The sequence below is a fragment of the Pseudomonas sp. ICMP 561 genome, assembly GCF_002699985.1.
GTDB lineage: Bacteria > Pseudomonadota > Gammaproteobacteria > Pseudomonadales > Pseudomonadaceae > Aquipseudomonas > Aquipseudomonas quasicaspiana.
Window position 1 is genome coordinate 22,930 of the sequence record NZ_LKBT01000069.1, and the last position, 18,314, is coordinate 41,243.

Here is an 18,314-nt window from a genome sequence, read left to right on the forward strand (position 1 = left end):
ACACCCTCAGCAGGATTTTTTACGTGTCAGCGTCTTCCCCACCGCCCTCTCCGGCTCCCTTTACACTCCGTCTGGCCCTGGGTCTGATCGGCGTGCTGATTGCGGCTCTGACCTCCGGGATCAATGATCGCGTCACCGATATCACGCTGGCCGACATTTTAGGCGTGTACGGTCTGGGACACGATGACGGCACCTGGATTAGCTCCGTCTACGCCGCTGCCGAAGTCTCGGCCATGTTGCTTGCCCCCTGGTTTGCAGTAACCTTTTCCCTGCGGCGCTTCGCCATTGTCGCGACCTTCGCGTTTACTTTTTTCGGCGCCATCATTCCCTTCGCGCCCAACCTGGAAAGCCTGGTCACCCTACGCGTATTGCAAGGCATTGCAGGCGGTGCGCTGCCACCTTTGCTGATGACTGCCGCGTTACGTTTTCTGCCTTGGCATATCAAGTTGTACGGTTTGTCCGCCTACGCGCTGACGGCTACCTTCGGCCCCAACCTGGCGATGCCACTGGCTGCACTGTGGACCGAAGGCGTCGATTGGCGAATGGTGTTCTGGCAGATCATCCCTTCAGGGCTGATCGGTGCGGCGCTGATTGCGTATGGATTGCCCCAGGACCCGTTGCGTCTTGAACGCTTCAAACAGGCTGACTGGCGCGGAGCATTGCTGGGGGTCAGCGGCATCACCATGCTGGTCATCGCCCTCACCCAAGGCGAGCGTCTGGACTGGCTCAACTCATCACTGATCAGCTTCCTGTTACTGGGCGCTGCAGTGTGTCTGCCCGCGTTTCTGATCAATGAATGGTTTCATCCGCTGCCGCTGTTCAAGCTGCAATTGCTCAAGCGCCGCAACTTCAGTTACGGCTTGATCACGTTGTGTCTGTTTCTCTTTGTCGGGCTGGCAGGCAGCGCAATTCCGGCGTCTTATCTGACTCAGATTCAAGGTTACCGCCCGCTGCAAACCATGCCCACGGCGTTGATTATCGCCTTGCCGCAACTGCTGATTGCCCCGCTCGTGGCGCTGGTAATCAACCGCAACTGGGTCGACTCGCGCTATGTAATTGCCTCCGGCCTCGGCTTGCTGACCATCGCCTGCCTTGGCGGTTCACAGATCACCAGCGAATGGATTCGCGACGATTTCTACCTGCTGCAATTACTGCATACCTTCGGCCAGCCGTTGGTGGTAGTGCCATTGTTGATGAATGCTACTGGCGTGATTCAACCCCTTGAAGGTCCGTTCGCATCGTCCATGGTCAACACACTGCGCGGGCTGTTTTCAGTGATTGCCGGGGCTGCGCTGGAAAACTTCGTCACCCATCGCGAGCACTTCCACTCCAACGTTCTGCTCGACGGCGTGGGCACAAGGCTGCAGGGTCTTGAGCCCTTGCATAGCGTTCAGAGCACTGCTGCGCTGGCCCGTCAGGTCAAGGAACAAGCCTACGTATTGAGTTTCAGTGATGCCTTCCTCGCATTGCTGGCCGTCATCGGCGTTTTGCTGGTCATTCTGCTGACCCTGCCCAAGCGCGCCTATCCACCGCAACCTCCGGTACCGTCATGAAACAGCACAGAACCGCCCTCTCCCTGGCCTGCGTCGCCGTCGTCGTTTGTCTCGCTTACATCGGTTATCGCCTGATCAGCGGCGGCACCGTGCAACAGACCGACGACGCTTATATCCGCGCCGACTCGGTACTGGTTTCGCCACGCCTTTCCGGGCAGATCAGCAAAATCGCCGTTGACGACAACCAGTGGGTCAAGGCTGGAGACTTGCTGGCTGAAATCGACAACGCCGATTACCGGGTCGCACAACTGTCAGCCAAAGCCAACGTTGAAGCAGCATCGGCACAGATTCAGAACCTCAAGGCCAGTATCCAGCGTCAGGCTGCGGTCATCGATCAAGCCGCCGCGACCACCCGCGCCACCGCTGCATCACTCAAGTTCGCTCAGGAAAACGCCAGGCGTTACCTGAACCTGTCCAACGCTGGTGCCGGTACTCAGCAGGAACGCCAGAAAGCCGATGCCGAACTGCTGGGCTGGCGGGCAGCTCGAGATCGTGATGAAGCCTCGCGCGTCGCGGCGTCCAGGAGTCTGGATGTGCTCAAGGCACAATTGGAAGTCGCCAAGGCGGCGCTGGAGAAGGACCAAGCGGCCTTGCAACAGGCGGATCTGAATCTGTCCTATACCCGCATTACCGCACCGCAAGACGGCATGGTCGGCCAGCGCTCGGTCCGGGTCGGCGCTTATGTTTCTCAGGGGCAAGCCTTGATGGCCGTTGTGCCGTTGCAGGACGCCTTCGTGGTCGCCAACTTCCGCGAAACCCAACTGGCTCACATGCAGCCGCAACAGAAAGTCGAGCTGAGCGTGGACAGCTTCCCCGATCACACCTTCAGCGGTTACATCGACAGCATTGCCCCGGCAACCGGTGTCTCGTTTTCGCCGATTGCGCCGGACAACGCCACGGGCAATTTCACCAAAGTCACTCAGCGCCTGCCGGTGAAAATCAGGTTCGATGCCGATCAGCCGGATCTGCAGAAGCTGCGGATCGGCATGTCGGTCGTGGCGCGTATCGACACCGCGCAGGAGCATTGAGATGAAACGTTGCCTGCTGTTCGCCGCCATGGTCAGCCTCGGTGCCTGCTCGGTCGGCCCGGACTTTCAACGCCCGCAAGCGCAACTGCCGCAGGCCTGGCAGACCAGCGTCCGCCCCGGTACGGCACCGGGCAACCCTGCTGACAGCCAGTGGTGGCAGCAACTGGGCGACCCGCAATTGACCGCACTGGTGGAGCGCTCTGCCAAGGCCAATCTCGACGTGCGCGCCGCCAGTAATCGCCTGGAACAAAGCCGGGTCATGCGTCAGGTAACCGGCAGCCAGCAATTACCCGGTGTTGCCGCCAATGGCAGTTACCGTCGTGCACGCAACAGTGCCGAAGGCCTTAATGATCCTTCCGGCGAACAGGGCCAGGCCCCGTTTGAACTGTGGAGCGCCACGCTGGACGCCAGTTGGGAGCTTGACCTGTGGGGGCATGTACGGCGCAACGTCGAAGCCGCCGATGCGGAAATCGAGCTGACCCAGGCCCAGCGCGACGGCGTGCTGTTGAGCATCGCCGCCGAAACCGCCACCGATTACATTCGTCTGCGCGGCGTACAGGCCAAGTTGGGTGTAGCCCGGCAGAACCTGGAGATTGCCAGACAGAGCCGGGCGTTGACTCAGGCCCGTTTCGACAATGGCGTGACTACCAACCTCGATACCTCCAACGCTGCCGCTCAGGTGGCGACCATCGAAGCGGTGATTCCAACTCTGGGTGCCGAACAGGATCGCCTGATCAACGCCCTGAGTTATCTGCTCGCCGAACCGCCTCGTGCGTTGAGCGCTGAACTGCTCGAACCGAAAAGCATTCCTCATCCGGCACCGGACGTGCCGCTGGGTCTGCCCTCGGAACTCGCCCAACGGCGCCCGGATATCCAGCAAAGCGAAGCCGCCCTGCACAGAGCCACCTCAGCAATCGGCGTTGCACAAGCTGACTTTTATCCACGGATCAGCCTGGGTGCGAGCTTCGGTACGCAAGCGCGGGACGGCTCGGATGTGGGTGCGTGGAGCTCCCGCCAATGGACCTATGGCCCTAGCCTGTACCTGCCGATCTTTCAGGGCGGCCGCCTGACCGGCACTCTGGAACTGCGTAAACGCCAGGAACAGGAAGCAGCGTTGAATTACCAGCGTGTCGTGCTCGGCGCCTGGCATGAAGTCGATAACGCCATGACCGACTACGCCGCAGAGAAGCAGAAGCACAGCGCCCTGCAAGAAGCCGTCAGCCAGAACAACATAGCCCTGAGCACCGCCCGCGACCGCTACACACAAGGGGCAGCAGATTTCATCAACGTGCTGAATGTGCAACGGGCATTGCTGGATACCCAAAGTGCTCTGGTGGACAGCGCGACGGCGGCTGCGATTGACCGGATCAGACTGTACCGCGCACTGGGTGGCGGTTGGCCGAAGGGGTGAAACGCAATTGCGCGCTACCAAACATTCCGTAGGACTGGCTTCAGCCGGGAGGACTTTATTCCGGACGAAAGATACTCTCCGGATGTACTGGCCCTCTCCCGGCTAAAGCCGGTTCTACGGGGTTGCAAGCAAACATAGAATCTCCCACAGACGATCGCCGAATCCGTAGGAGCGCGCTTGCCCGCGATTCAGGCACTGCGGTGGATCAGGCATACCGCGTTATCGTTCTTCGCGGGCAAGCCACGCTCCCACAGGCGATCGCGCTATCCGTAGGACCGGCCGGGCGGCGTTCCGCTTTAGCCGGGAGGGCGTCGGGACATTCACTACATACTCTTCGTCAGAAATACCGCTCTCCCGGCTAAAGCCGGTCCTACGGGATTGCAAGCAAACATAGAATCTCCCACAGGGATCGGCGCAATTCAGATAAAAAAACAGGCTGCCCTCATGCCAAAGGAACAGCCTGTAAAAACAACGAAGTTTTTTTAGTCGCTTTCAGCTCATCACTTGGCAGTGATCACCGACAATTTGGTAATCCCTGCCCGCTCGATGGACGCCATGGCGCGCGCCACTTCCCCGTAGTTCACGCCATCGTCAGCCTGCAATTGCACGCGTACGTCCGGGGCTTTTTCCCTGGCGGCCTTGAGGTTGGTTTCCAGCAGGTCCGGCTGAACTTCATCCTTGTTGATGAACAACTTGCCCTGCCCGTCGATGCTCACCACCAGCGGGTCTTTCTGCTCTACCGGGGCGACCGACTCGGTCTTCGGCAAATTGATCGGAATCGAGTTGGTCAGCAGTGGCGCAGTGACGATGAACACCACCAGCAGCACCAGCATCACGTCCACCAGCGGCGTGACGTTGATCTCGCTCAGCACTTCATCGCTGTCTTGTGTGGAGAAAGCCATCTCAGGATGCCTCCTGCACTTTCTGGCCAACTGTCGGTGCAGCGTGCTTGTTCAAAACAGGGTGCAGCAGGACGCGGAACGAGTTCTTCTGGGCCAGGCTGTAGAAGTCGTGAGCGAAGTCATCCAGATCAGCAGCCGTCAGTTTCAGGCGACGCAGAAAGTAGTTGTAAACCAGCACAGCCGGTACCGCGACCGCGATACCCACACCGGTGGCGACCAGTGCTGCGCCAATCGGACCGGCAACCGTTTCGAGGCTCGCCGACCCCGCCGCACTAATGCCTTTCAACGCCGACATGATGCCCCAGACCGTACCGAACAGACCGATAAACGGCGAGGTGCTACCGATACTGGCAACTACCGCCAGACCGGTTTCCAGCGATCGGCGCTCACGCACGATTTGCTGACGCAGAGCGCGTTCCAGGCGGTCCTGATGATTGATCGCCTGACTCAGGTCAGTGGCTTGCGCGCCATCCGGTACCTGAATCGCGGCATAACCGGCCAACGCCACACGAGCGGCGGCACCCGGTTGTTCCTGAGCCAGTTGAGCGGCGGAGTCAAGGCTCGATGCAGCCCAGAATTGCTTGTGGAATTTGCGGTCCTGATTCTTCAGGCGGGTGAACTGAACGCCCTTGAGCAGGGCCAGTCCCCAGGTGGCAACGGAAAACAGGACCAGCAGCCAGATGACGGCGTGCTCGACGGATTCGAAAGGGGAAGCAAGTAGGTTCATGGCACGGCTCTCTCTGAACAAGGCATGTGTGGTGTAGCGATGCGCCTTTTGTTCAGGTAGCTCGCGAGGTCAATCTGATGTCTGGACTCCGATCGGGTAGTGACCGAATCCTGACTGGAATAATCAGCGAATCTTGAAATCGATGGGCACGCTGACCCAACCGTCCTGGGCGACGTCGCCCTGCTTGGCCGGTACGAAACTCCAGCGCTTCACTGCTGCCAGGGCCGCGTCGTCGAGCTGATCGCGTCCGCTGCTTTTCTGCAGTTGTATCTCACCCGGTTTGCCGCTGGCCAGTACATGCACGCGCAGCAACACCGTCCCTTCCCAGCCGCGACGCATGGCCAGTGCCGGGTATTCCGGGGCCGGGTTTTTCAGGTAACCGGCGTTGGCAGATGCAGGCGTTACCGGTTTTGGTGCAGGTGGCGCGGGCGGCGCAGGGGCTGCAACCGGTTGCGGCGGTGCCGGTGGTGCTGGCGGTTGTTCCACGGGTTTGGCGACCGGCTTGGGCACAGGTTTGACCACTGGCTTAGGCTTTGGAACAGGCTTGGGCGGTGGCGGTTTGACCGCGAGTTCGTCTTCCACTGGCGGTGGCGGTTCTTGAACCACCGGTTGCACGATGGGCTCGGGCGGCGGTGGTGGAGTCTTGACAACCGGCGGCGCAGGTTGAGAAAACTCGATGGTCATAGGTGGAACTTCGGGTGGCGCTACCGGCAGCGGCGCTGGCGGATTCTGGTTGACCCAGTAAATGACCGCGCCGTGCAACACCAAGGCGAATACGCCCAGCAACACGGCCTCACGACGGCTCAAAATCCGTTTCGGCGTGCTGTGCAGACGCGACAGCGCCAAGGGACCGCGATAAACGCGCCCCAGATCGAGCAGCTCGCCGCCCGGTGCCGGACGCCACAGCACATCAAGTGCGCTGGCGCTTTGGACATTGCCCATTGTCTGCTCCTGCAAAACCTTCAAATGAAAAGCCCGAGGCAGAGCGGATGGCTCTGCGACGACGCTTGAGCTAAATAATCCACGAGCCGATATATTTCTTAAAAGAATATTTTCTCAGATGGTTATTCTCAAATTGCATAACACCCGATTTCAATTTGCGAACGTGGGATCTGTTGGAGCGAGGCTTGCCCGCGAAGAACGATAACGCGGTGCACCTGACCCAACGAGTTGGCTAGTTCGCGGGCAAGCCTCGCTCCAACAGGGGAACATAGCGCAGCGCCGTCACGTACTCTCCCGCTCAATCACTTCACACTTGAGCAGATTCAAGCGCTGCAACTCCCCTTCCAGCTCGACCACTCCAAGACTCTGCAACAGCCGCGTCGCGGCCAGCACACCGATCTCCAGCGCAGGAGGTTTGATCGTGCTCAAACTGGGCAGCAGCATCTCGGCGAAGGCGTAATCACCAAACCCCAGCACTGCACAATCCTGCGGAATACGCAGCCCTGCGCGTTGCCCCGCCAGGAGGCCGCCCGCCGCCAGGTTGTCGTTGGCGAAGACAATCGCATCGGGTTTCTCGGCCGCGCTCATCAACGCCTGCATCGCCTGTTTGCCCGCTTCGAAGGGCGCGCGATCCGGGTCCGGTGCAAACAGGATCGGCGTCAGCCCCAGCTCGATCAGCGTCGCCGCGCAGCCGTCGCGGCGCTCAATGGCACTGAAGTCACCCGCAGCGCTGTTCTGCACAAAGGCAATCTTTCGGTAGCCCTTGCCATGCAGGTAACGCGCAGCGGTGACACCCACCTCGTAGTGGGAAAAGCCGATCTGGATCGGCGCACGATCCGGCTGGTAATCCCAGGTTTCCACCAGTGGAATATCCGTGTCAGCCAGCATTTTCTCCGTGCCAGCGCTGTGAAAATGGCTGGTCACTACCAGTGCTGCAGGTGACCAACCGAGAAAGGCGCGAACAGCGCTCTCCTCCTGCTCCGCAGAGAAATAACTCGATGCCAAAAGCAACTGATATCCGTGCCGCGTGAGCGTGTCACTGAAGCCCTGAATGGTGCTGGCAAAGATCGGCCCGGAGATGTTCGGCACCACCATGCCAACGATTCGCCCGCGGGCCGACGCCAGACCGCCCGCCACCAGATTGGGTACATAACCCAGCTCCGCCACTGCGGAGGCAATACGCTCGCGGTGCTCGTCCGAGACCTGATCCGGCTGATTGAAATAACGCGAGACCGTCATCGTCGAAACACCGACGTGTCTGGCCACCGTATCCAGCGTGATGCGCCCTGCCCCACGGCGTTTGCGGGGCGGACTTTTCTGATCGCTCAAGGTTGATGCCCTTCTAACAAAAAGGAATATAAAAGTAATTTTTGAGTATTGGACGATCTATCCAGTCTTTACTGATACTGACGATGTTAGCGCTAACGGAATGATCTTGTCAGCTACTCGCTTGAGCGAATGCCGCCGGAACACAGCCAACGCCTACATCAGGAGCAGTGACCGAAGAGTCACGGCAGTCAGGGCATATCTCAAGCGAGCATCGAACATGCAACACACCTCTGGGGACATCATTAAACCGACGCGCCTGGCGCAGGCCATCGCAGCAGCACTGGCACTGACTTCGCTACAAGGCCTCGCCGCCGACAGCAACACCACCAATACCGACGGCCAGGCCGCAACCCTGCAAGCGGTGACGGTAACGGCCACCCGCCGCGAAGAATCGCTGCAGAAAGTACCAGTGGCGGTCTCTGTGGTTGAAGGCGAACAGCTAGAGCGCGATAACCGTAACGGCGTATCCAGCATCGTCCAGCAGATCCCCAGCCTGAACTTCCGCACCGGCGCATCAAACAAGGACACCTCGTTGTTCGTTCGTGGTGTGGGCACCATTTCCACCTCACCCGGCGTCGAGCCGACGGTTGCGACGGTGGTCGACGGCGTGGTTTACGCCAGGCCTGGTCAGGCGACGCTGGACTTGCTCGATCTGGATCGCATCGAAGTACTGCGCGGCCCGCAAGGCACACTGTTCGGCAAGAACGCTTCAGCGGGCGTGCTTAACGTGATCAGCAAGGCGCCCACTGAAGAAACCCATGGTTACATCGATCAGTCGTACTACAGCGGCAACGAAAGCCGTACCCGTTTCGGCATCGGCGGCAGCCTGATCCCGGATACCCTCAAGGCTTCGATCACGACCCTGTTCGGCAGCTATGACGGCAACGTCGACAACAAGGCCAACGGTCAGGAAGTCAACGGTTACAACCGCAAAGGCGCGCGCGGCAAGCTGGAATTCACGCCCAACGATGACGTCAAACTGACGGTGATCGCCGACTACATGCAGTCCCACGATGACGTACCCAACGGAGTGGTCAGTTCCACGCTGAATCCGGCGTTTGCAGGTGCTTTGGCGCCGGTACGCGCCAGCGACCATAACCGTGACATCGTCAGCGATTACCGCAGCCACGTCGAAGACATCAACAAGGGATTGTCGGCCCAGCTGGACTGGAATCTGGGTGACTACACCCTGACCTCGATCACTGCATGGCGCGGCTGGAACAACACTCAATGGCAGGACGGCGATCGCTTGTCGAACATCACGGCGGCATTCCCCGGTACTGAAGACAAGGGCGACCTGGACTTCAATCAGTACTCGCAGGAACTGCGTCTGGCCTCGCCAAAAGGTCAGTTTCTGGAGTATGTCGGTGGCCTGTATTACATGCACGGCAAGGATGAAGAAACCTATCGCCGTACGCTGGTCACGCCAACCGCCAGCGCCGTGGGTGTCGCCGATTACGGGACGACCAGCGACAGCTATTCGGTGTTTGGCGAAAGCACGCTGAACTTCACCCCGGCCTTCCGCGGGATCGCCGGTTTGCGCTGGACCCACGACGAACTGGAATACGATCACCGCCGGGTTTCGACGTCGCCTACCGCCGTCGCAGGGATCAACCCCGGCACCAGCAGTTCCGGTTCGGTGGATGAAGATGGCTGGTCAGGGCGTCTGGGTCTGCAATACGACCTCACCGACAACGTCATGACCTACCTGACCTACTCGCGCGGTTATAAAGGCCCGGCCTATAACGTGTTCTTCAACATGCAGCCGCGTGATACCGACGCGCTCAAACCAGAGACTTCCAATACCTGGGAACTGGGCGTCAAGGCCACCAGCTGGAACAATCGTCTGGTCACCAACCTGGCGGTATTCCACAGCGACTACGACAACTATCAGGCGAACTTCCTCGATACCGTGGCCGGCAGCGTAGTCACGCGACTCATCAACGCGGGCAGTGTTTCCACCGAAGGCGTGGAAGCCGACTTCGCCTTGCAAGCCACGCAAAACCTCAAGCTTTCCGGCGCAGTGGCCTACACCAAGGCTCGCATCGACACCTTCTCCTGCCCGGCGGGCGCGGCGGCATCGTGCAACGTTGACGGCAAAACCCTGCCCTTCTCTCCGGACTGGAAAAGCTACGTGCGGGCTGACTACAGCATCCCGCTGGACAATGGCCTGGATGTTGAACTGGGCACGGATTACAGCTGGCAGAGCGAAGTGCAGTACGACATCACTCAAAACCCGGACACGGTGCAAGGTGCCTACGGCATCTGGAACGCCAGCGTCGCACTGGCCGACTACAGCAACGGTTGGCGCGTGGCGCTACTGGCCAAGAACCTGGCAGACAAATCCTATTCGCCCGGCCTGGCCGCTACCGGCAACTACATCACCCGCGCGGTACCGCGTGATGACGAGCGGTATTTCGGGGTGCAGTTGCGTAAGGATTTTTGATTTTTCAAGACCAGCCAACTCCTGTTGGAGCGAGGCTTGCCCGCGAAGAACGATAAAGAGGAGTGCCTGACTATCCGCGTCGGCTCATTCGCGGGCAAGCCTCGCTCCAACAGGTTGTGACGCACTCACAAGGAACTCACATGAGCAATACTCCACGCCAACTCAAACTCGGCGCCTTTCTCATGGCCACCGGGCACCATGTGGCGGCCTGGCGTCATCAGGATGTACCGGCCAACGCCGGGCTGGATTTCAAGCATTACAAACATTTGGCCCAGGTGGCCGAAGCAGCGAAATTCGACGCGCTGTTCGTCGCTGACAGCGTGGCTGCCGCAACAGGCGCCAGCGCCAGTCACATGGCGCGCTCCGATCATTTTGAACCGCTGACATTGATGTCAGCGTTGAGCGCCGTCACCGAACACATCGGCCTGATCTGCACCGCCACCACCAGTTACAACGAGCCGTACCACGTGGCGCGTAAGTTCGCGTCGCTGGATCATCTGTCTGGTGGCCGTGCGGGCTGGAATCTGGTGACCTCCGATGCTGCCGCCGAGGCACAGAACTTCGGACGCGACGAACACATCGGTCACGCTGAACGCTACAGCCGCGCGCGCGAGTTTCATAAGGTCGTGACGGGCCTGTGGGACAGTTGGGAAGACGACGCCTTCGTGCGTGACAAGGCCAGCGGCGAGTATTACGACCCGGCCAAGCTGCATGTGCTGGATCATCAGGGCCAACACTTCCGGGTCAAAGGCCCGCTGAACGTCGCCCGCTCACCTCAGGGTCAACCGGTGATCGTGCAGGCGGGCTCTTCCGAAGTGGGTCGTGAACTGGCGGCTGAAACCGCCGAAGTGGTGTTCACTGCTCAAACCTCGCTGGCCAATGCCCAAGCGTTCTATGCCGACATCAAAGGTCGCATGGCACGCTTCGACCGTAAGCCTGACAGCCTGAAAATCATGCCCGGCGTACTCGTGGTGGTGGGCGACAGTGAAGCCCTTGCCAAGGAAAAATTCGAAGCATTTCAGGAACTGGTGGAGCCGCAAGTCGGTGTCGCCTTGCTGGGCCGGATGCTGGGCAATTTCGATCTGTCCGCTTACGCCCTCGACGAACCGCTGCCGCCGCTACCGTTGACCGACAGCGGGCAGCAAAGTCGCCAGAAGCTACTCACCCAATTGTCCCGGGATGAAAACCTGACCCTTGCTCAACTGGGCCGGCGCATTGCCGGAGGACGTGGTCACTACAGCCTGATCGGCACCCCGACGCAAATCGCTGACCAACTGCAAGCCTGGTTCGAAGAACGCGCTGCCGACGGCTTCAATGTGTTGGTGCCGCACCTGCCCGGCGGTCTTGAAGACGTTGCTCGTTACGTGGTGCCTGAACTACAACGTCGTGGGCTGTTCCGCACGGAGTACAGCGGCAGTACGTTGCGGGAGAACCTCGGCCTGCAACGGCCACGTCATCGTTTTTCCGGAGGATTCTGAGTGAACTGCAATCCCTTGAGAGTCGCCAGCCTGCTGCTGGTATGGAGCCTTTCGTGCAGCGCATTCGCGCTCAATGGCGACCCGCGCCCGGACGCGCCTGAACTGGCCGCACGCGGCGCTTATCAAGTGGGCGTACGCACTGTTGATGTGGTTCACCGCGATCAACTCAATATCCTCGCGGCGACCAGCACGGACAGCAATCCGCGTTACGACCGGCCGCTGCGTCTGGAAGTCTGGTATCCCGCGCAACAAAAAAACGGCCAGGCCGAGCTGAGCACGTACACCGATGTGCTGGGCGCAGGCGCCAACAACCCGGCCCGGCCCAATACTCCGTTCACGTTCGAAGGCCGCGCTGCCCGCGATGCGCAGCCGCTCAAGGACAAAGCGTTTCCGCTGGTGATCGTGTCCCACGGTTATCCGGGCTCACGCCTGCAGATGAGTTACCTGACCGAGTTCCTCGCCTCCCACGGCTATTTCGTCGTCGCTATTGATCACACGGAATCCACCCGCGCCGACCGGGCCGGTTTCGCCAGCACCCTGCTCAACCGCCCTCTGGATATTCTGTTTGTACTGGACCAGATCACGGACTGGGCGAAGTCGGGCAGCGGTAACCCTTTCGCCGGAAAAATAGACGTCAGCCACACCGCGCTGCTCGGCTATTCCATGGGCGGCTACGGCGTGCTGAATGCAGCGGGCGTCGGTACCGGTGCTGCGGCTTTACGCTTTGCCCCCGGCACGGCTTTGCAGGCCAGACAAGCGGGCAATCCGGATTTCGAGGCTAAAAGAGACACCCGCATCAAAGCGCTGATCGCCTTCGCGCCATGGGGTGGCCAGCAAGGCCTGATGGACGAAAAAGGGCTGGCGGGCCTGCGCGTGCCCAGCCTGTTCATCGCAGGCGATCAGGACGATGTCGCCGGTTACGCTGACGGGGTCAGACGCCTGGCGGAAGGGGCGAAAAACGCTGACCGCTACCTGCTGGTTTACGAAAACGCACGGCATAACATTGCGCCCAATCCCCCGCCTGCAGCCGCGCGCAGTCACCCCGACGACTTTTCCGCCTATGCTGAGCCGGTCTGGGACAGCAGTCGCATCAACAACATCAACCAGCACTTTGTCCTGGCCTTTCTCGATCAGCAGCTCAAAAGCGTCGATCGCCAGCCGTGGCTGACTCTGGTGCCACGGGCCGCCGACGGCAAATGGTCGAAAGACGAAACCGGACGCGAAAAACCTGATCACAGTTACTGGAAAGGCTTCAAGAATCGCAGCGCTCTGGGCCTGGAATTCTATCACTGGCCAGCGCAAGCGACCCCGTCTTCGACTACCCAACGAGACCCACAATGACTTATACCGCTGCCGAAAATCGCTACGAAAAAATCCCCTATCGCCGCACCGGCCGCAGTGGGCTGGTCCTGCCTGCGCTGTCGCTGGGCCTTTGGCACAACTTTGGCGACAGCACGCCGCTCGACACCCAACGCGCCATGCTGCGCACGGCGTTCGATCTGGGCATCAATCACTTCGATCTGGCCAACAACTATGGCCCACCCTATGGCAGCGCCGAGACTAATTTCGGCAAGCTGTTCCAGGAGGACTTCAAGCAGTATCGCGATGAGCTGATCATCTCCACAAAGGCCGGCTGGGACATGTGGCCAGGCCCTTATGGCCAGGGCGGTGGCTCGCGCAAATACGTGCTGGCCAGCCTCGATCAGAGCCTGCAGCGCATGGGCCTGGATTACGTGGATATCTTCTACTCGCATCGCTTCGACCCGGACACGCCACTGGAAGAAACCGCCAGCGCCCTGGCCACTGCGGTGCAACAGGGTAAGGCGCTGTACATCGGCATTTCCTCGTACTCCGGTAGTAAAACCCGTGAAATCGCCGCGCTGCTGAAAGAGTGGAAAGTGCCGTTGTTGATTCACCAGCCAGCCTACAACCTGCTCAATCGCTGGGTAGAAAAGGACTTGCTGGACACCACCGATGAGCTGGGCGCCGGGGTCATCGTTTTCACCGCACTGGCTCAGGGTTTGCTGACCGACAAGTACCTCAACGGCGTTCCGCAGGATGCCCGGGTCAACCGTCCGGGGGGCGGCTCGTTGCAGGCGTCGCACTTGTCCGAAGCCAACATCGCTCACGTTCGCGCCTTGAACGAGATCGCCAAACGTCGCGGCCAGAGCCTTGCGCAAATGGCCCTGGCGTGGACCCTGCGCGACCCGCGCGTGACCTCGGCCCTGATTGGTGCGAGCCGTCCGGAGCAAATCGTCGAGAACGTCGAAGCACTGAAGAACCTCGAGTTCAGTCAGGAAGAACTGACCGAAATCGACCGTTTCGCTCAGGAAGGCGGCATCAACCTCTGGGAGAAACCGTCGTTGGCGGAGTAACCGACCTCAATAAATACACCTTCCTGTGGAATGCAATCTCCCTTGTGGAACGCAATCCCTGTGGGAGCTGGGCTTGGTCTGGGCGGCATTCCGACGATATATGAGACGTGGATTGAAGACATACCGCGTTATCGTTTATCGCGGGCAAGCCCGGCTCCCACAAGGGATCTCCAACCGCCGCAAGTGCACCAACGCAAGGGAAAAGCCGTCGTTGGCGGAGTGAAACCCCAAACGTAATAAATGCACTCCCTGTGAAATGTATTCCCCTGTAGGAGCCGGGCTTGGTCTGGGCGGCATTCCGACGATGCATGAGACGCGGATTGAAGACATACCGCGTTATCGTTTATCGCGGGCAAGCCCGGCTCCCACAAAGGGATCTTCATTAGCCTGACGATTTATTTGCAGTCAGAGATAAGTGAGCAAAAATGAAATCCATCGCACTACTCTTCGCAGGCCTCCTTGGCCTTGCATCGGCCCACTCTGCCCTGGCGGCAGACCCACAGACCCTGCGAGTTGGCTACCAGAAAGGCTCCATCGCTTTGGTGATCGCCAAGGAAAAAGGCCTGCTGGAAAACCGCTTCGCCGACACCAAAATTCAATGGATCGAATTCCCGGCGGGTCCTCAAATGCTTGAGGCGCTCAACATCGGCGCACTGGATTTAGGTTCCACCGGCGATATTCCGCCGCTGTTTGCTCAGGCGGCTGGTGCTGATCTGGTCTACGTCGGTGCCGAACCCGCCAAGCCCGCCGCAGAAACCATCCTGGTGCGCAAGGACAGCCCACTGCAAAACGTCGCTGACCTGAAAGGCAAGAAAGTCGCCTTCCAGAAAGGCTCCAGTTCCAACAACGTCTTGCTGCGTGCGCTGAACAAAGCCGGGTTGACCTTCAAGGACATCCAGCCGATTTACCTCACCCCCGCCGACGCCCGTGCCGCCTTCGAACAAGGCAGCGTCGATGCCTGGGCAATCTGGGACCCTTACGCCTCGCTGGCCCTGATCGAAGGCCACAGCCGTCTGCTGGCCGACGGTACCGGGCTGGGTTTGTCCGGGCCGATCTACAGCGCACGTCGCGACTACGCCACACAGCACCCGGACTTTGTTCATGCAGTGCTTGATGAACTCACCGCCGCCGAAGCCCTGACTCGCAGCCAGCGTCAACAAAGCATCGACATTTTGACAAGCTCCATGGGGCTGCCGGAACAGGTGATCACCCGCTACCTGGACAACCGGCCGCCGTCGCCGATCCTGCCGGTAGACGCCAACATCATCGCCGCGCAACAGGCGACGGCGGATCTGTTCTTCCAGAACAAACTGCTGCCAAAGAAGATTAATGTCCAGGAAGCCGTCTGGAAATAACGCCCTGATTCAAGGGAAGAGCCATGGGCGATCCCTCAACGAAATCGCTCATAAGCTAATGCAAAAAAGTTATTTATTTAGAGTTTCTTAGATCATTTAGTCTCCTGCTTCAGCCAGTCCCCGGCCAGCCTGATTCGGAGCTTCATGATGAAACTGCACTTCCCTCTTCGCCTCCTGGTGGCGCTGTCGCTGACTGGCGCTTCGTATCTGGCTCAAGCCGCAGACTTCACAGTCGCCTATCAGACCACCGTCGACCCGGCCAAAGTCGCCCAGGCGGATAACGCCTACGAAAAAGCCACCGACTCGAAGATTTCCTGGCGTAAATTCGAAAACGGTGCCGACGTAATCACTGCCATTGCCTCCGGTGATGTGCAGATCGGCTACCTCGGCTCCAGCCCTTTCACCGCAGCTGCGACCCGCAAGCTGCCGGTGGAAACGTTTTTGATCGCGACGCAGATCGGTGCCGCTGAAGCATTGGTTGCTCGCAACGGTTCGGGGATCAATTCACCTCAGGATCTGATCGGCAAGAAAATCGCCGTGCCGTTCGTGTCCACGGGTCACTACAGCCTGCTGGCTGCGTTGAAGCACTGGAATATCGACCCTTCGAAAGTCACCATTCTTAACCTAGCGCCACCTGCTATTGCTGCCGCCTGGAAACGCGGTGACATCGACGCCACCTACGTTTGGGACCCCGCATTGGGTGTCGCCAAGGAGACCGGCAAAGTGCTGATCACTTCCGGTGAACTGGCCAAGGTCGGCGCACCGACCTTCGACGCCTGGATCGTGCGCAAGGACTTCGCCGACAAGCACCCTGAAATCGTCAAATCCTTCGCCAAAGTCACCCTCGACGCCTACGCCGATTACCGCAAGGACCCGGCCGCCTGGCTGGCAAAATCCAGCAACGTCGACAAGCTGGTGAAGCTCTCGGGTGCGAAAACTTCGGATATTCCCGGCCTGCTGCAAGGCAACGTCTACCCACTGGCGGCGGATCAAAGCGCCCTGCTTGGCGCGCCAACCATCGACGCCGTGACCAAGACCGCTGCGTTCCTCAAGGAGCAAGGCAAGGTCGATGCAGTGCTGGCTGATTACGCGCCTTACGTCAGCAACCAATTCATCACCCAGTAAGCGGAGTTAAAACCCATGGCTTTGCTCAAACTGGAGCGCATCAGCGCACAGTACCCCGGCGCGACCGAGCCGGTGCTGGCGGACATTTCCCTCAGTCTCGGCCCGCAGCAATTGCTGGTGGCGCTGGGTCCGTCAGGGAGCGGCAAGACCTCGCTGCTGAATCTTATCGCCGGTTTCGTACCTCCCAGTGCTGGCAACATCAGCCTCGACGGCGTAAAGGTCGAAGGCCCGAGTGCCGAGCGTGGTGTGGTTTTTCAGGACGATGCATTGCTGCCCTGGCAGAACGTGTTGACCAATGTCGCCTTCGGCCTGCAACTGGCCGGTGTATCACGCGACCAGCGTGAAGCCAAAGCCAGGGAAATGCTCGCACTGGTGGACCTCGCCGGTTTCGACCAGCGCCAGATATGGCAGCTTTCCGGTGGCCAGAAGCAACGTGTTGGCCTGGCCCGTGCGCTGGCGGCAGATCCACGCGTACTGCTGATGGATGAGCCGTTTGGCGCACTGGATGCGTTCACTCGCGAACAGATGCAGGAGTTGCTGCTGCAAGTCTGGCAGCGTACTGCCAAGCCGGTGTTCCTGATCACCCACGACATTGAAGAAGCGGTTTTCCTCGCCACCGACCTGATTCTGTTGGCACCGAATCCGGGCCATATCGCCGAACGTCTGCAACTGGACTTCGGGCAACGTTATGCCGCGGGAGAGTCGGCCCGCTCGATCAAGTCGGACCCAAGGTTTATCGACACCCGGGAGCATGTACTGGCCAGCGTGTTTTCCCAGCGTGGCGTCTCTCGGGAGCAACACGCATGAGCAGCTATGAATTGCAGAACACTGGGACTGAAACCGTTAACCCGAGCACCACGCCTGGGCGCTGGAGCCTCGGTACCCGCGCAATCAGCGTGCTGACGCTGGTGGTGCTGTTGGCCGCGTGGTGGGCGGTGACTGCCGCGCAGTTGATCGAACCGCTGTTCCTGCCACCGCCTTCGGCTGTGCTGGAAAAAGCCTGGCTGCTGATGACCAGCGGCTACATGGACTCCACACTCTGGCAGCACCTGGCCGCGAGTTTGCAGCGCATCGGCCTAGCGCTGTTGGTCGCCGTACTCACGGCCATTCCGGTGGGTATCGCCATCGGGCACAACCGCATCGCGCGAGGTATTTTCGACCCGCTGATCGAGTTCTATCGCCCTATCCCGCCGCTGGCGTATTTGCCGCTGATCGTGATCTGGTGCGGCATCGGCGAGTTCTCCAAAGTGCTTCTGATCTACCTGGCGATTTTCGCCCCCATCGCCATATCCACCGCGACCGGCGTGCGCACCGTTGACCCGACGAAATTGCGTGCTGCGCAATCGTTGGGTGCCACTCGCTGGCAGCTGATTCGCCACGTGATCCTGCCCAGCGCGCTGCCGGAAATTCTTACCGGCGTGCGCATCGGGCTGGGTGTCGGCTGGTCGACCCTGGTCGCTGCAGAACTGATCGCCGCGACCAGCGGCTTGGGGTTCATGGTTCAGTCAGCGGCGCAATTTCTGGTGACCGATGTGGTGGTACTGGGAATCCTGGTCATCGCCCTGATCGCCTTTGCCATGGAAATGGGTTTGCGAGCCCTGCAGCGCAAGCTGGTGCCGTGGCATGGGCAGAGTCATTAATGA

At 59.9% G+C, this 18,314-nt stretch carries 15 protein-coding genes; 11 read left to right on the forward strand and 4 right to left on the reverse strand.

The window, feature by feature from the left end; all coding sequences use genetic code 11:
* Nucleotides 1-23: 23 nt before the first annotated feature.
* The 3 genes from AO242_RS26850 to AO242_RS26860 are packed head-to-tail and all read left to right on the forward strand — an operon-like array spanning nt 24 to nt 3,992.
* Nucleotides 24-1,553 carry an MFS transporter gene (locus tag AO242_RS26850; RefSeq protein ID WP_099271055.1) on the forward strand — a complete coding sequence of 510 codons (1,530 nt, stop codon included), beginning with the start codon at nt 24-26 and terminating at the stop codon, nt 1,551-1,553.
* Nucleotides 1,550-2,581 carry an HlyD family secretion protein gene (locus AO242_RS26855; protein WP_099271056.1) on the forward strand — a complete coding sequence of 344 codons (1,032 nt, stop codon included), beginning with the start codon at nt 1,550-1,552 and terminating at the stop codon, nt 2,579-2,581. The genes AO242_RS26850 and AO242_RS26855 overlap by 4 nt, the downstream gene beginning before the upstream one ends.
* Nucleotide 2,582: 1 nt before the next feature.
* Nucleotides 2,583-3,992, forward strand: a complete 1,410-nt coding sequence (locus tag AO242_RS26860) for an efflux transporter outer membrane subunit (RefSeq protein WP_099271057.1) — start codon at nt 2,583-2,585, stop codon at nt 3,990-3,992.
* Nucleotides 3,993-4,492: 500 nt separating this feature from the next.
* Here the strand turns inward: AO242_RS26860 and AO242_RS26865 are convergent, their stop codons facing one another.
* The 4 genes from AO242_RS26865 to AO242_RS26880 all read right to left on the reverse strand — a co-directional run bounded on the left by AO242_RS26865 (nt 4,493) and on the right by AO242_RS26880 (nt 7,892).
* Nucleotides 4,493-4,894 (reverse strand): ExbD/TolR family protein, encoded by a 402-nt coding sequence (locus AO242_RS26865; protein ID WP_096116022.1) that lies wholly within the window; start codon nt 4,892-4,894, stop codon nt 4,493-4,495.
* 1 nt (nt 4,895) lies between these two features.
* Nucleotides 4,896-5,621, reverse strand: coding sequence for a MotA/TolQ/ExbB proton channel family protein (locus AO242_RS26870; protein ID WP_027902822.1), 726 nt, complete (start codon nt 5,619-5,621; stop codon nt 4,896-4,898).
* 123 nt (nt 5,622-5,744) lie between these two features.
* Entirely contained in the window at nt 5,745-6,563 is an 819-nt protein-coding gene (locus AO242_RS26875; protein WP_099271058.1) for an energy transducer TonB, read from the reverse strand.
* 282 nt (nt 6,564-6,845) lie between these two features.
* Nucleotides 6,846-7,892, reverse strand: a complete 1,047-nt coding sequence (locus tag AO242_RS26880; protein ID WP_099271059.1) for a LacI family DNA-binding transcriptional regulator — start codon at nt 7,890-7,892, stop codon at nt 6,846-6,848.
* Between the two features lie 217 nt (nt 7,893-8,109).
* Here AO242_RS26880 and AO242_RS26885 point away from each other — a divergent pair, with 217 nt between their 5' ends.
* From AO242_RS26885 to tauC, 8 genes are all read left to right on the forward strand, one after another.
* Nucleotides 8,110-10,338: a TonB-dependent receptor gene (locus AO242_RS26885; RefSeq protein WP_099271060.1), complete on the forward strand. Its 2,229-nt coding sequence runs from the start codon at nt 8,110-8,112 to the stop codon at nt 10,336-10,338.
* Between the two features lie 140 nt (nt 10,339-10,478).
* Complete coding sequence (locus tag AO242_RS26890) at nt 10,479-11,816, forward strand: LLM class flavin-dependent oxidoreductase (protein ID WP_099271061.1); 1,338 nt, start codon at nt 10,479-10,481, stop codon at nt 11,814-11,816.
* Nucleotides 11,817-13,157, forward strand: a complete 1,341-nt coding sequence (locus AO242_RS26895; protein WP_257153516.1) for an alpha/beta hydrolase family protein — start codon at nt 11,817-11,819, stop codon at nt 13,155-13,157.
* Nucleotides 13,154-14,191 (forward strand): L-glyceraldehyde 3-phosphate reductase, encoded by a 1,038-nt coding sequence (mgrA, locus tag AO242_RS26900; RefSeq protein ID WP_099271062.1) that lies wholly within the window; start codon nt 13,154-13,156, stop codon nt 14,189-14,191. Before AO242_RS26895 ends, mgrA begins: the two co-directional genes overlap by 4 nt.
* 425 nt (nt 14,192-14,616) lie before the next feature.
* Complete coding sequence (locus tag AO242_RS26905) at nt 14,617-15,546, forward strand: sulfonate ABC transporter substrate-binding protein (protein ID WP_099271063.1); 930 nt, start codon at nt 14,617-14,619, stop codon at nt 15,544-15,546.
* A gap of 147 nt (nt 15,547-15,693) precedes the next feature.
* Nucleotides 15,694-16,671: a taurine ABC transporter substrate-binding protein gene (gene tauA / locus AO242_RS26910; protein WP_027900643.1), complete on the forward strand. Its 978-nt coding sequence runs from the start codon at nt 15,694-15,696 to the stop codon at nt 16,669-16,671.
* 15 nt (nt 16,672-16,686) lie between these two features.
* A complete protein-coding gene (gene tauB / locus AO242_RS26915) occupies nt 16,687-17,478 on the forward strand; it encodes a taurine ABC transporter ATP-binding subunit (RefSeq protein WP_099271064.1) in 792 nt (263 codons plus the stop codon).
* Nucleotides 17,475-18,311, forward strand: coding sequence for a taurine ABC transporter permease TauC (tauC, locus tag AO242_RS26920; RefSeq protein ID WP_099271065.1), 837 nt, complete (start codon nt 17,475-17,477; stop codon nt 18,309-18,311). Before tauB ends, tauC begins: the two co-directional genes overlap by 4 nt.
* Nucleotides 18,312-18,314: the final 3 nt, after the last annotated feature.